We start from the raw sequence: 14,468 nt of genomic DNA, 5'->3' as shown, positions 1-14,468 counted from the left end.
GCGAGCGGTCTACTGGAGCTGGTCAGGTTGATATTTAGTGGCGTTCGACACTTACCGCAGCGCGGCCGAGCAGCGATTTTTCTCAACGGCACCCGGTTGTGAGCCTGGCAATGACTGCAGGGAATTAAGATGAAGCCGCTGCTGACAGGAGAATCCTCTGAAAAGAGCTTCTCTTTGCATCTGCCGCAGCTGGGAAGATCAGCCAGTCGTCCAGGTGACAGCCTGTTTTTGGCGCCACAATGGCTGCAAACGACCAAATATTCGTTGTGTTCTGGCATGTTCGAAGGTTCTTTTTCTGTTGGAGCGAGAGCAGTGGCCTGCCAATGTCGAACTAGTTTTCCCCTAACGTTAAGAACGAGATGTTCGCTGTCAAGAATCAGGGCATTGGGGGACACACCGGAGTGCATCTATCGAGAGGATGTTTCAGAAAGCCAACTGTTGCAGCAACTCAATCCAGGTCCAGATCCGGAGGTGCTTTTACTGTGGACTTCTTCTGGTCCTGATCTGTGGTGGGGTGGGGACCTATGCTCTGTTTGACATCTTCAGGCAGAGCTCCATAGTTGATCCGCAGATATGGCGCGCCAACGCCCGGGGGCATGTTCTTGTTGTAAACTGCCTTGCCTTCTTCCGCTTGATCTGCTGGGATGATGCGAACTCCCTCGCTGCCGCCAGCAACACATACTGATATCTGATCGTCGGCAAAGCGGGCCCAGAAAATGTTCACCTGGGTGGGGCCTTCTCTGGACCAGCCTATGACTCGCCGTTTTTTCTGGTCGCTGCTGAGAATGAGCCAGACTTCACTGGATTTGTGTATTTCAGAGAGCAGCCGCACCTTTTCTTTCTTGTCTTTTTTGGAGGTATCGACACCCACGTCGTAGAAGAAGGTGTTGACAACCTCGAGGACATCAGGGGGCAGGTCTCGAGGTTCCAGTGACAGGTGAGAGATCATCCAGCCGGGTGGCAGGTTGATCTCCTCTGGATTGAAGGGTACGGATTCTTCTGAGTTGGCCAGTACGCGCAACCCCTTTTCCCCACCAGTAACAAGGAGGTCGATAAAGCCGTTGGGTAATTCAGCCCAGAAGACACTGAGGTCACACGGCCCAGCAGGAGACCAGCCCACAACAATGCGGTGGAGGCGATCCTTCATTGTTGGTAGAATGAGATACCTGGTCTTGTATGCATTTGACACCGGAAAGATTATTTCTTTGGCCATCAGCCCCGTCCTCTTGACATGAAAGGTTGTTCAGAGTGAAGGCTAGCAAAAAGGGTGCCTAAAAAGCGGTGTCTCCAGCTAAAGTCATTTGCTATGTTTGATGCGATATCAGCAGTGGATTTGTAAGACGCAGACGGGTACAGGGTTCGAAGTACAAGGTGCTCTTTTAATACAGCTGCCATAACCGCTTGCGAGACCGAGCTTCGTTACTCTGGCCGCTTGCCTCTTTCCTGGGGGCCCGGCATAAAGCATGAGGCACAGAATGCCTCGAGCCCCGATATGGGTGGCCGCCGCAAGAGAACATCATCTGCCGGACCGTTTCTGACAACCGTCAACCGATAACTGGTAACCCCACGCCCTTTTCATTGTGACATTATGGCGAAAAGTGCATTTGGATGTTTCATTTTTGGCGCTTGCCTGTAATATAAGGAGCAGCACACCCAGCGGAGAAGGAGCAGAGAGATGAAATGGATTCTTCTGATCATTGGCATGGCTTGGATTGCTCTTGGAACCTGGTTGAATATCTACCCGCAGCAAAGCCGATTGCAGGTAAAAAGTCTTTTGCAGAGAGTGCCTGGCAAGTGGTTGGCTGTTGCAACTGCAGTGATAGGGCTGCTGCTTTTGTTTGCAGCACCGGCAAGTCATCAGGGTGCGGGTTTTGTGCGCATACTCGGGATTCTGGCGCTGGCCAAGGCAATCATTTTTGCCGTGCTGTCGGTTGAGCGCAGGAGCCGTTTGCTGGATTGGTGGTTTGCTTCGACAAATGAGCAGGTGCTGCGGATCTCGGGCTTATTGCTGGTGATTATCGCGGTGGTACTGATCAGCTGGCTTTAATGATAGAGCAACATTGCTTGGTTGAGGCATAGTGAGCAGGGAAGCTGAGACATACTGGCACAGGGTGGCCTGGTATGGCATGGAAATAGAAGTTCCAGGAAGTTGGGAGGTAAGTCGTCTGGGACGCCGCTACTTTCAACTGGATGATGGGGATGGACCGGTCTTTGAACTCAAATGGTGGCAGCCAACAGAGGTTGCTGGGCCTGAGGTCTATCTGAAAAAATTGGCGCGCCAGTGGCAGAAAGCATGGGCCATAACTTTTGAGCAACAGGAACTGCCAGGATCTCGCCATCCGAATTTGCCCGGATTCGAAGCAGCTGCTTTTGTATGGCGGAAAGCAGAGTTGAGAGGGCAGGGAGTCATTGTCAGTTGTGGAACGTGTGGCAGAGTGACGCTCATGCAGTTTTATGAACGGCAAGGAAGCAGAGGCTTTGCCTGGAAGGATCGAGTGCTTTCCTCATTTCGTGACCACTGGCAAGAGAGCTTTGTTCCCTGGGCTGTTTACGGGATCCGGCTGTCAGTTCCAGAATGTTTTGAACTGCTTGACCATCAATTTCAGCCAGGACACTATTGTCTGCACTTCAGGTGCGGCAGGGAGGAATTGTTGTTCAGCCGCTGGAGCCCGGCAAACGTCCTGCTCAGAGACAATGATTTCCAGCAGTGGTTCGTCTCCACTTTAAAGGACAGCCGCCATATTGAGAAAAATGATGTAAAAAGTCTGCAGTTCTTGTCGGCGCCATGCCTGCAATGGCAACATGCTTCTGCCGCGGGATGGCTTGCACGGTTGCGCACCAGGATCAAGAAGGCAAGCCTGTACCGCTGGGTTAGAGTCTGGCATCTGCTGAACAAAAATCAGATAATTGGCGTCGAAGGACGAAGTTTGCAACCTCTGAATTTGGAGTTTCTGGACGAGATGTGTCGAAACTATGAAGTTATTTAGAAGAAAAAAAGCAGAAGTCTTTCCAGGCAGTGAAGATTTCAGCCGCTCTCGAGCTCTTGAATGTCGACCGGTCAAGAACCAGATGGTGACCGAGAGTGTGGACAGCAAAGGCTTTGCGATGCTGAATTATCCACTTGCTTTGAAACCCTGGCTGCTGGCTTTGGCCGTTCGCACTGGTTTGAGAGCACGAGACTCACTTGTCAGAAAACTGCAGCTGGACGAGATGGGGACTCTCACCTGGAAACTTGTTGATGGCAATCGCACTGTTGCAGACATCATAGAAATTCTGTCGCGCAAATATCATTTGAATCGTCGTGAAGCAGAGATTGCTGTAAGTAGCTTTCTCAGGGAACTCGGCAAAAGGGGTCTGATTGGTTTTCAATCGTCGGAGCCTTTGCATGATGGCAAGGAGGAGGGTGGAAGTTAGCTATTGTCCTGGGAGGGGTTCAATTTCACAGTACTGCCACTCTGCGAGAATTTCCCTATCATTGCAGCGCCGGCATCATCGGGAGGGTATATCCGTACAGATGTCAGGAGCAGGGCCGCTCAGGAGCTTCCAGTGGGCAGATGGCTTCATTATCCTCGCTTGACGGGCTGTGAAGAGGCTGGCTGAATTTATCTTTGTAGGCTGGTGTGATACGATTTACCCATCAAAAGAGGCAAATTAGTACAAAGGTTAAAATCCGAGGATTTATTGCGGCTGCCAGGATGGGGATGAGATAGACGGGAGGTGAAGTATGCGGATAATTGTTATAGGCCAGGCAGCATTCGGAGCCAAGGTGTTCGAGAGATTATTGGAGAAAGGTGAACAGGTGGTTGCAGTTTACTGTCCAGTAGACAGGCCAGGCGGTCGCCTAGATCCTCTCAAAGAGGCGGCTCTGTCCAGGGGAGTTGCAGTGGTGCAGCCGCGGACCTATCGGGATGACCAGGTTTTTCAGGAGTACGCTGAGTTTGAGCCGGAATTGACCATCCTAGCCTTTGTGACAGACATAATCTCGGCACGCTATTTTGAGTTGCCCAAACAGGGAGCCATTTGCTACCATCCGTCGATTCTTCCTCGGCACAGAGGGGCTAGTGCCATCAATTGGGCCGTCATTATGGGTGATACCAGGACCGGCCTAACGATTTTCTGGCCGGATGGCGGCATCGACACAGGCCCCATTCTACTGCAAAAGGAAATAGAGATCGGCCCAGATGACACCACAGGTTCTCTCTATTTCCAACATCTTTTCCCGATGGGGATCGAGGCGATACTGGAGGCCGTTGACCTGATCAAGGAGGGCAAAGCACCGCGCATCCCTCAGAAGGAAGAGGAGGCAACTTATGAGCCTCCCTGTGACGACAAGGTCGCGGGCATAGACTGGGCCAAGCCTGCGGCGACTGTCTACAATCTCATACGCGGTTGTGATCCGCAGCCAGGGGCCTATGGTTTCTGGCAGGGTGAAAAGGTCCGCTTCTATGGCGCCAGCATGTCTTCTGCACAAACAGAAGCGGCTCCTGGAACCATCCTCGAGGTGGATGCTGCGGGCCTGCACATTGCACTGGATGGGGCGAAGTTGCATGTTGCCAAGGTGCGACCTGCAAAGGGCGGCAAGATGGCCGCCTCGGAGTTTGCCGAGCAGCAGGGACTGAAGACAGGAGACAGGTTTGACAGTGCGTCCTGAACAGCAGCTAACAAAGGGAGAAATAGAAGAGGAAAACAGGAAAGTAAAGACGCTGCGTTTCCTGGTAGACTTTTCTCTAGCCTTCATCGCCCAGACTGAGATGCCGCTGGAGCAAGCACGCAGCGTGGTGCAGGGAGTCAGGAGTCAGGCCCTGCGTCTTTTTCCGGGCAAGGAAGAGACCTTTGACCTCATCTATCTGCCGCGCTTTCGCAGGCTCCTAAACGAAAAGTACAATCTCCATTGACATCGGCCTGTGGTCGTGGACTGGTCGATTGCAGGGTAATGGAGTAGCTAGTATTTTTTACCTTTAAATGCAATAGTCGAGAAAAGAGAGAAGATCCACCTTCCCGCGGAAATGAGTGAGTGAGCTGCTGCTGCAGCTTGCTCGGAGAAATACTGCAAGCCATGCAAGAGATCTATCATCGCTTGATGACAGAATCCCGGCGCATTGCCTCGCGCTATAAGGTGCCGGAATTCTATGCCCGTTTCAGACCTACACGTGCCATATCCCGCCGCACCTTTTTCCAGCATCCCATCTTGAAGCACTGCCGTGAACTGGTGCGCCCTTTCTTGCTGGATAATTTCGGTCACGGGCTGCAGCACGCCACAAAGGTGAGCCTGGATGCCGGGACCATTTTGTTGCTGGAGGGGGAAAAATATTTTACTGTGCAGCAAGAGTTGGAGCGGGCCCTCGTGCTCGTTCAGCTTGCAGGCCTGCTGCACGACATAAGACGGGGCCAGGAGAGTCATGCCGAGGCTGGTGCCCAGGCTGCCAGAGATCTCTTGCGAGACTTTCCATTGAAGCCTTCTGAAGTGAACTGTGTGGCCGAGGCCATTATCAACCATGAAGCCTTTGCTGACAGGCAGGTCTGTGAGAGTCTGGCCGGGCAGCTGTTGGGCGACGCCCTTTATGACGCTGACAAGTTTCGCTGGGGTCCGGATAATTTCACTCACACGGTGTGGTATATGGCTGATTATCGCGATATTGAAGTAGTAGATCTCGTGGAAAAGTTTCCCTGGGGAGTAAGCGGCATCTTGCGGATTCGTGACAGTTTCAGGACCAATATCGGTCGGCAGTACGGTCCTGAAATAATTGATCTGGGAGTGCGCATCGGCAGGGAGATCTATCAATACTTGCAGAAATACGTAGAAGAGCTCAAAGATTGAAACATAGTATCTTTGCCTGCGGTCACCACATCTTGCAGATGAAGGAATATTGAGGGTTTCCTGGTGGTGGGTACTTCAATTCGGGCGGCTGCCCATAAAGCTCTGGATGAGCATAGAATAAGCAGGGATATGCTTCTGAACAGGCGATGGAATCTTCGGTGAATTTGCAGCACTATAACAGCATAACAGGGCTACTGATCGGCCAGGTTACTGACAAGGATCACTGCACCGGTTGCACCGTAGTACTGGCTGAGGCTGGGGCTGTTGCGGGAGTGGATGTGCGCGGCGGTGCACCTGGTACGCACGGCACCGATGCCCTGCGGCCTGAAAACCTGGTGGATCGGGTGCACGCAGTGGTGCTGACCGGGGGCAGTGCTTATGGCCTTGCCTCGGTCAGGGGTGTGATGGAGTACTTGCGGGAAAGAAACTGCGGATTTGTAACCGGATATGGCATTGTGCCCATCGTGGTTGGTGCTGTGGTGTTTGATCTGGCCCTGAACAGACATAGGGTCCTCCCAGACGCCAGCATGGGCTACAGAGCGTGTGAGCAAGCTGTAGACAACAGAGTTGCTCAGGGAAATGCTGGGGCCGGCACCGGGAGCACTGTGGGAAAACTTTTCGGCATCGAGCGGGCCATGAAGGGGGGGCAGGGCTTCTCCTCATTTGAAAATAGCAGAGGGCTGCAGATCTGGACGCTTGCTGTGGTCAATGCCTTTGGCGACGTCCGCTCCCGAGCAAACGGCCAGTTGCTCGCCGGAGCTCGTTCTCCAGACGGACAAGGTTTTGCCGACGCCGGCAAATGTTTGCGCGAACTCGAAGTACTTCGGGGCTTTGCAGCGGGCAATACAGTCTTGGGCGTGGTGGCCACCAATGCGAGATTCGACAAGGCCGGGGCGACCAGGATAGCCCAGATGGCCCAGGCAGGCATATCTCGTGTGGTGGTGCCTGCCCACACTCTCTACGATGGCGATACCGTGTTCGCTCTCTGTACTGGGGAATACACGGGTGTGGAGGTGAGTGTTGTGGGGGCGCTGGCTGCTGACCTTATGGCCGAGGCAGTAATCAATGGAGTTATTCATGCTCAGAGCATCGGCGGCCTGCCTGCTCACAGAGATTTCCAGGTGAAGGGAGTTTGATAAAACAGTGACTCAGGCGCTGCGTCAATGAAAGATAATCTCAAAGCAATTGTCAATTACTTCTTTGAGCTGGGCATGCTCAAGAAAACACCGCGGAGCGGTTTTCAATTCCTCGGCTCCGGCAGGGAGTCTGTGGCCGAGCATGTGTTTAGAACTGCCTTGATCGGTCTTACTCTGGGCAGGCTGGCCAAGGATGTCGATGCCTTTCGGCTGTTGCGGATGTGTCTGTTTCACGATCTTCCCGAGTCCCGCACCGGCGACTTGAACTACGTCAATAAACAGTATGTGCAGGTGAGGGAAGCTAAAGCTGTCCGAGATCTTGCCAACACCCTGCCTTTTGGTGACGAAATAGAGCTGCTGTTACAGGAATTCAATGAGGGCAAGAGTCGTGAGGCGATGTTGGCGCGCGATGCAGACCAGCTCGATCTTATCTTGGAGCTCAAGGAGCATCAGGATCTGGGCAATCGCTATGCTGAAAAATGGATCGAGCACGCCTGCCGCCGGTTGAAGACGGATCTTGCTCGCAAGATAGCTACTCAGATCATTGAAACCGATTCCACCTCCTGGTGGTTCGAGGGTAGGGATCACTGGTGGACCGCAGAATGAGGCACAGAAAGGATGTAGTCCTCAGCCCCATGCGAGCCCTGGCAGTGACAGCTGAAGTTGCGAATATCATGACGCCACAGTGGGTTAATTATACTGCCTGGCACCATGTAGGGTTTGAGCACTTGCGGCGGATCTACTTTTTGCCTTCGATACTTGCTGGTGAGTTGCCCTGTTGCGGACTTGCTGCTCAGGCGAGGGTGATGGAGTTCTTTCCCAGTTCCTTGCTGCGATACATGGAGTTGTCGGCGATATGGAGCAGTTCTCGCTGATCGCAAGCGTCGTCCGGGTAGTTGGCCACCCCAAAGCTTGCTGTCAGGTGAATTTTCAGACCTTTGTCCTGCAAGAACACCATTTCTGCCAGTGATTTACGGATAGCCACCACCTTGTCGAGAGCTGCTTTCTTGTCTTGATCTGGCAGCACTATCACGTATTCGTCCCCGCCATAGCGTACAAGCTTGTCTTCATGGTCGAGTTTGCTGGCTATTACCTTGGCCACTTCTTTCAGGACTCTGCTGCCAAGAAGGTGACCGTGAGTGTCAACTACTTCCTTAAAATTGTCGATATCGAGAAATACTAATGACACTTGTTTAGTCCGGGCCTTGGAAGATTGCAGCAGCCAGTCCAGGTGCTGATGCAGGAACCTGCTGTTATAGTAGCCGGTAACATCATCAGTAATGCTGAGAAGTTCGATCTGTTTATAATTTCTCGCATTATTGATGGCAATGGCAACGTAGTCGGCCAGTATTGCCAGCACAGGCATGAACTCCGGCTGAAACAGGGTCTGATCTTCGGGGTTTACCACTTCCAGGACCCCGATAATCGACCCCTGCATCTTCAGAGGCAGACAGATCAAGGAACGAGTGACGAAACCAGTGAGGTTGTCGACTCGGTTGCAGAACCTGTCGTCCAGCCTGACGTCAGGAACCAGGACAGGTTCGCCTGTACGGGCGACAGTGCCGGCGATTCCTTCACCCACCTTGATGCGGACATCCTCGAGTGTTTCCTTGTCCAGTCCCACCACCACTTCGAAGTAGAGTTCTTTCTTTTTCGAGTCAAGCAGGAAAAGGGTCCAGTTGTCTGCCCGCAACAGTTCACTCAGTCTCTTGATAATGATGAAGAGGATCTGGTCCATATTGAAGGTGGAAGTCAGGGCTTTACAGATCTCTAGACAAGTCATCAACTGCATATCATATGGAGGCCCAGTCGGTTGAATTGATGCTTCAGAAGCAGAAAATTTTCTCATGAGTCTCACTTGGCAAGAGATCTGTTCGTTATGGCTGAAAAACAAGGACAGTGAAAGAATGAAGCAACGTTCGTGCCAATGAAAATAGCGTGACTCTGTCCGCAATCAGCGGCCCGATTCCTTGAACATGGACTGTCTTTACTTTTGGTCCTGGTCATCTATGGCTTACTGCTGCTGCATCTTCCCTGCCGCTCATTGGTGTCAAGAGGGGGCTGCAGGTAGAAGCCTTGGATTCTCCTTTCCCAGCAACTAGCTGAACCGCTCGGCAATGGCACGGCCGGCAATGATCCCGCTGGCCGATGCCTGCAGGAGGCCCCTGGTGATGCCAGCACCGTCGCCCACAGCAAAAAGGTTTTTCACTTCGGTTTCCATTTCGGCAGACACGGCAACCCGGTTGGAGTAAAATTTGACTTCAACGCCATAGAGGAGGGTGTGGCGGGAGTTGACCCCGGGAGCAATCTTGTCCAGGGCTTGCAGCATCTCGATGATGCTCAGCAAATGGCGGTAGGGGAAGACGAAGCTCAGATCTCCTGGGGTGGCCTTTGGCAGGGTAGGTCTGGTAAGACAGCGGTCGATGCGAGACCTGGTAGAACGCCGACCCACGAGGAGATCTCCCAGCCTCTGAACAATGACTCCCCCGCCAAGTAGGTTGGCGAGGCGTGCTATATAGAGGCCGTAGGCGATGGGATCATCAAAAGGTTCAGTGAAAGTGCTGCTCACCAGGATGGCAAAGTTGGTGTTTTCACTTTTTTTCCTGGCGTAGCTGTGTCCGTTCACCGTAAAGGCCCCGGAATTTTGTTCAATCACCACCTCGCCGTACGGATTCATACAGAAGGTGCGCACCTTATCGTCAAACGTCTTGGAGTAGAAGATAAGTTTGCATTCATAGGTGACATCGGTTATCTGCCTCAGAACTGTAGCGGGCAATTCCACGCGGACGCCGATATCCACGGGACTCGCCTTGGTGCTGAGGTTGAGAAGGGCGGTCATCTCCTTCATCCACTGGGCGCCGCTCCTGCCCGGGGCAGCTACCACAATTTTGCTGTGGATGACTGTGCCGTCATCCAGCTGTACGCCTCTAATGACGCCTTTGTCCGCCAGCAGCCTGGCAACCCGGCAGTTTGTCCTCATTTCCACCCGCGCGGCAAGGGTCTGCTGCATTCTTTTCAGCACTGCCAGACAGTTCTCCGTGCCCAGGTGGCGGATGCGGGTGGGAATGAATTCCAGATCCGCCAGGCGAGCTCTATCCCCGAGCTCCTGAACCTCAGGTGAAATGTCACCGAAGAGGCGATCTGGAGCGCCATGCTTGACGTATACATTGTCTGCTGCCTGCAGCAATTCGGCAAGAGAACGCTGGTCGACATACTCGTTCAGATAGCCGCCAACTTCGGGAGAAAGGGTCAGCTTGCCGTCACTGTAAGCCCCGGCACCACCCCAACCGCAAAGAAGATCTTCGGAATGGTGCCGCCGCTGTTCCAGATCTTTACCCTGCTCCAGGAGCAATACATCCGGCACGCCGAGATCAGCCAGCGTGAGTGCTGTACACACACCAGCAGGGCCTGCACCGACAATGATGACTTTATAATCCATGGTATGCTTTCCCCCCGTGTCTCTTGAATATTGCTCGATGGCAGCAAAATGAAAGTGCACTCTGATAACTAGTATCGGCTAACAAGGCGTGCCAGAGGATTGCAGGGATGGCCAACGAATTGGTAGCCGAAGGCTTCAGCCTGCCTTGCCATGCGTTGATATCGATTTCGAGAAGCAATTGTGCCCTGGCGCCACTGTGATACTGGCCGCAGACGGAACTTGCAGGTTTGCGACTGCCGAACGTGCGGCGAGAAGGGGTGCACATTCATTTTGCCATCAAGCAATATATGCTATTTGTTCAGTTCAGATTCTCTCCTCATATCCTAGAGAAAAGCAGGTAGAAAGGCTAGAAAATTTATCGGCATCAAAAGACATTCGTTACAGGCTGTATTTGTGGATGTAGATCGGCTCGATTCAGAGAGCTCAAGTCATTCGGTGCAATAGATGGATAATGAGTTTGTAGTTTGGAGCTGTTCGATGCTGTATACTTTCAGCCAAGTTGTCCTGCTCTGCGAGGTTTTTTTGAAAACGGTGGGGAAAGTCCCCAAAACAGGGCAATTCATGATAGGGTAGGCTGGACAAAGGCAAGTACACCGTCGATTCCAAAGATCAATTCAGGGGGATCTCTTGTGGAAGACAAGACTTGGGAACAAATTGTCGAGGAAATCGAGAGCAGCTACCGGACGGAAACAGTGCCTATTACTGTGTCCGGCCGGACTTTACGATTTCTCCAGGTGAAAGGACTCGATGAACTGATAGTAAAAGAGTTGACAACCGCTGATCCTGATCTCATGGAGCTGCCGTTCTGGGGCAAGATATGGGAGGCGAGCATTTTCATGGCAGCCTATCTTACAGCCCAGACGGTAGTGCCTGGCCGGCGCATTCTGGAAATTGGTGCCGGCATGGGAGTGAGTGGTCTGTTCGCTGCTGCCTGTGGTCATGAGATTACCCTGTCTGACTACGATGAAAAGATCCTTCTTTTTGCTCGGGCCAATGCGCTGCTGAATGATCTGGCTCATGTGCCGGTGGTAAAAGTGGACTGGCGAGACGAACCGGCAGCACCCCTGTATGATTGGATCGTGGGCTCCGAGGTTATCTACCATCGCCCCACCTACCAGTCTCTGATCGCCTTTCTCGACAGGGCCCTGAAGCCGGGCGGCACCATTTTCCTGGTCAAGAGCACCAGCCTGCCCGCCTCTAATTTTTTCCATCTGTTGACGGAGCGCTTCAAGTTTAAAAAGATAGAGCGGCAGATGCGCTCAGGAGACGAAGTCTACAATTTCACCCTCTACGCCATCAAGCGCAAAAGTGAATAAAAAGAAGCCGATTTTACAAGCAGCATCTTGCCGCAGTCAGACCTATTCTGAAAGCTCTGGCAAGAACTTGAGTTCTGCTGTGCTTACAGCCTAACTGCTTCTTGCTTGGTGAAACTCGACGTATCATGCCCCAAGAATCGGATAGGGGTAAGGATGGCACATTGGTTTGCGCCACCCCTACCCCTATATAAGATGAAGTCGAGATGATGGTTACTGGAAGGAGAAACGGTACTCCTCCATGAGTAGGGGCGTGATGCAGCTTGCGGCTACCACCATTAACCTGAATCGCGGCGCGAGGGCCTGTACTGCAACTCGGGTGAAGCCCATCAACTCAGGGCATCAGACAAACAGAGTCTTTTTGGGTCAATGTCTCAAGAACCGCTCAATTAGGGCTTTATTCATTTTCTATTTGACAAGAGAGCATAAGTTTGTCCCTCAATTTTTCGTTTTCATTTTTATCATTTGACAAAGCTTGCTGACTATACTATTAAAAAAGTGTTGTAAGAATAAGACTGCCCATTTTGGGGAGTCAGACCGCTTGGATCCATGGTGCTGGACTGAGACGGGAAGGCTTTTTCCACTAAGAAGATCCTGAGACAGCCCTCTTGGCTTGGTCGAGAGGGCTTTTATTTCTGCGGCTTCGTAGTCTTTCTTTGACCTATCAGCCTTTTTCATTCCGGTTGCCAGCCTGGTATTTCATGGATGCAGAGAGTAGGCACTTGGTAATCAACTCCCGGCGCCGGCCGAGAGTTGTCAGCCCAGTGAAACTCTAGCTTGTCTACTCTTGTGAGAGGTATCTGCGATGCAGCGACTTGAACCAAGGACTGGTGTAAGACAGGAAAAACTCCAAATCCAGGAAAAAATCGACCGCATTTTAGGGGAGAATCGGCATTTGCTGCAAAGCCTTCGTGAAGATGCCGTGGTGAATTTTATCCAAAGGATCGACAAGGCCCATGCTATTTTTTTCTCAGCTCAGGGGAGATCGGGCTTTGTACTCCGCTGTTTTTGTATGCGTTTAATGCATTTGGGCTACCGGGTATACTTCTGCGGCGAAACTATTACCCCTGCTATTGGCAAAGGGGACCTACTCATGGTCCTGAGCGGCTCTGGCGAAACCCCCTCCACCTTTGAGGCGGTGCAGATCGCTAAAAGGCGATCAGCTATGACCTTTGGCATCCTGGGCAATATGAACGGAAGAATCGCTGCGCTTGTAGACCATAGCATTTGTCTGCCAGGTACGACTAAGCTATGCCGTGATTGCGAACCAGGTTCTCTACAACTGGCCGGCTCCCTCTTTGAACAGGCTGCTTTTATATTCTTGGAGGCTGTTGTTGTTGTTATTTGTCAGCAAAGGGTAGAAGCGATTGGTGACGTCTCACAGCTGCACGCGGTTATCGAGTAGTAAACTAGGCGCCGCCCACGGTGTAGAGTGTTCTGCGGGATCTGTACAAGGGAGATATTATGAAGCCGATTTTACAGCTAGCACTGGACTTTGTTGATTTGCAACGAGCGCTAAAAAATGCGCAAGCGGGGATCGCCGGTGGTGTTGACTGGCTTGAAGCTGGAACTCCTCTTATCAAGAGCGAAGGACTCAATGCTGTCCGTGAGCTACACCGGCTCTTTCCTCAAAGGACGATCGTAGCGGATATGAAGATTATGGACACTGGGAGGGTGGAAGTTGAGGCCGCAGCAAAGGCAGGGGCGGAAATTGTCGATGTGCTCGGCGCAGCCAGCGATGCCACCATCCGGGAGTGCATCCAAGCGGGTAAAAACTATGGCGCTAAGATCGTAGTCGATATGATAGCGGTAAAAGATGTGCTGATGAGGGCTCAGTTTGTCGAGAAACTTGGCGCCGATTATGTGACTGTCCATTGTGCTGTTGACGAACAGATGGAGGGGAAGGATCCCTTTGCGATCTTACGCCAGGTGAGTCGGACATTGACCATCCCGGTGGGAGTGGCTGGTGGTATAAATTCTGAAACCGCTGCTGAGGCAGTAGCGGCAGGAGCCAGTATTGTTATTGTCGGTGGCGCTATCAGCAAGGCACTCAACCCTGAGCTGGCGGCCAGCGATATTCGCCGAGCGCTTGACACAGGCATGAGCATTAGCACTACCCTGTTTAAGAGGAAATGCGAGCCTGAGATCCGGGAAATCCTGGAACTTGTCTCGACAGCTAATCTGTCAGACGCCCTCCATCGGGGTGGAGTTGTGCATGGAATTCGCCCGCTTTTTCCTGGCATCCGCATGGTTGGGCGGGCGATCACTGTGAGAACCTATCCAGGCGATTGGGCCAAACCCGTTCAGGCTATCGACGTGGCCGAGCCTGGAGACGTGATTGTTATAGATGCTGGCGGGGTGGGTCCTGCCATATGGGGCGAACTGGCCACTCATTCGGCTATACAAAAGAGCTTGGCTGGGGTAGTCATCGACGGCGCCTTACGGGACAGTGACGAGATTGTCGACATGAAATTTCCGGCCTTTAGCAGGTTGGTTGTGCCCAATGCCGGTGAGCCAAAAGGGTTCGGCGAGATTGGTGTGCCGGTGACGATTGGCGATATGCGTGTGGAGACGGGTGATTGGCTGCTGGGAGATGGAGATGGAGTGGTTGTGCTGCCGCGGGCCATAGCGGTGGAGTACGCTAACCGGGGCATGGACGTGCTTGAGAAGGAAAATCGCATCCGGGAAGAGATTAAAGAGGGGAGCACCTTGAGCAAGGTAACGGAATTGTTGCGCTGGGAAAAGAAATAAGGAAAAGATGG

Annotated in this window: 14 protein-coding genes; 11 read left to right on the top strand and 3 right to left on the bottom strand. The window is 52.5% G+C overall.

Features of this window, described 5'->3' with window-relative positions; translation table 11 throughout:
- Window positions 1-448: 448 nt before the first annotated feature.
- The gene (locus JRI89_08735) at window positions 449-1,213 is read right to left on the bottom strand and encodes a hypothetical protein (protein ID MBW2071328.1); all 765 of its coding nucleotides are present in this window, start codon (window positions 1,211-1,213) and stop codon (window positions 449-451) included.
- A 462-nt stretch (window positions 1,214-1,675) separates the two neighbouring features.
- Between JRI89_08735 and JRI89_08730 the strand changes: the two genes are divergently transcribed.
- From JRI89_08730 to JRI89_08695, 8 genes are all read left to right on the top strand, one after another.
- Complete coding sequence (locus JRI89_08730; GenBank protein MBW2071327.1) at window positions 1,676-2,047, top strand: hypothetical protein; 372 nt, start codon at window positions 1,676-1,678, stop codon at window positions 2,045-2,047.
- A gap of 31 nt (window positions 2,048-2,078) precedes the next feature.
- Entirely contained in the window at window positions 2,079-2,987 is a 909-nt protein-coding gene (locus JRI89_08725) for a hypothetical protein (protein ID MBW2071326.1), read from the top strand.
- A complete protein-coding gene (locus tag JRI89_08720) occupies window positions 2,974-3,414 on the top strand; it encodes a PqqD family protein (GenBank protein ID MBW2071325.1) in 441 nt (146 codons plus the stop codon). The genes JRI89_08725 and JRI89_08720 overlap by 14 nt, the downstream gene beginning before the upstream one ends.
- A 310-nt stretch (window positions 3,415-3,724) precedes the next feature.
- The gene (locus JRI89_08715; GenBank protein ID MBW2071324.1) at window positions 3,725-4,651 is read left to right on the top strand and encodes a methionyl-tRNA formyltransferase; all 927 of its coding nucleotides are present in this window, start codon (window positions 3,725-3,727) and stop codon (window positions 4,649-4,651) included.
- Window positions 4,641-4,895: a hypothetical protein gene (locus JRI89_08710; protein ID MBW2071323.1), complete on the top strand. Its 255-nt coding sequence runs from the start codon at window positions 4,641-4,643 to the stop codon at window positions 4,893-4,895. The genes JRI89_08715 and JRI89_08710 overlap by 11 nt, the downstream gene beginning before the upstream one ends.
- A 161-nt stretch (window positions 4,896-5,056) precedes the next feature.
- Window positions 5,057-5,818, top strand: coding sequence for an HD domain-containing protein (locus tag JRI89_08705; protein ID MBW2071322.1), 762 nt, complete (start codon window positions 5,057-5,059; stop codon window positions 5,816-5,818).
- Window positions 5,819-5,964: 146 nt separating this feature from the next.
- Entirely contained in the window at window positions 5,965-6,954 is a 990-nt protein-coding gene (locus JRI89_08700) for a P1 family peptidase (GenBank protein ID MBW2071321.1), read from the top strand.
- A gap of 27 nt (window positions 6,955-6,981) precedes the next feature.
- Window positions 6,982-7,560, top strand: coding sequence for an HD domain-containing protein (locus tag JRI89_08695; protein MBW2071320.1), 579 nt, complete (start codon window positions 6,982-6,984; stop codon window positions 7,558-7,560).
- Between the two features lie 187 nt (window positions 7,561-7,747).
- Here the strand turns inward: JRI89_08695 and JRI89_08690 are convergent, their stop codons facing one another.
- Both JRI89_08690 and JRI89_08685 read right to left on the bottom strand, forming a co-directional pair.
- Complete coding sequence (locus tag JRI89_08690; GenBank protein MBW2071319.1) at window positions 7,748-8,737, bottom strand: sensor domain-containing diguanylate cyclase; 990 nt, start codon at window positions 8,735-8,737, stop codon at window positions 7,748-7,750.
- A gap of 315 nt (window positions 8,738-9,052) precedes the next feature.
- Entirely contained in the window at window positions 9,053-10,393 is a 1,341-nt protein-coding gene (locus JRI89_08685; protein ID MBW2071318.1) for an FAD-dependent oxidoreductase, read from the bottom strand.
- 629 nt (window positions 10,394-11,022) lie between these two features.
- On the opposite strand from JRI89_08685, the gene JRI89_08680 reads away from it, so the two are divergent.
- The 3 genes from JRI89_08680 to JRI89_08670 all read left to right on the top strand — a co-directional run bounded on the left by JRI89_08680 (window position 11,023) and on the right by JRI89_08670 (window position 14,457).
- Window positions 11,023-11,709 (top strand): methyltransferase, encoded by a 687-nt coding sequence (locus JRI89_08680; protein ID MBW2071317.1) that lies wholly within the window; start codon window positions 11,023-11,025, stop codon window positions 11,707-11,709.
- Between the two features lie 802 nt (window positions 11,710-12,511).
- Window positions 12,512-13,111, top strand: coding sequence for an SIS domain-containing protein (locus tag JRI89_08675; protein MBW2071316.1), 600 nt, complete (start codon window positions 12,512-12,514; stop codon window positions 13,109-13,111).
- A gap of 59 nt (window positions 13,112-13,170) precedes the next feature.
- Window positions 13,171-14,457, top strand: coding sequence for an orotidine 5'-phosphate decarboxylase (locus JRI89_08670; protein MBW2071315.1), 1,287 nt, complete (start codon window positions 13,171-13,173; stop codon window positions 14,455-14,457).
- Window positions 14,458-14,468: the final 11 nt, after the last annotated feature.

The organism is Deltaproteobacteria bacterium (assembly GCA_019309045.1).
GTDB lineage: Bacteria > Desulfobacterota > Syntrophobacteria > BM002 > BM002 > JAFDGZ01.
Note: the sequence above shows the minus strand (reverse complement) of the source record. Positions and strands in the feature narration are given on the sequence as shown.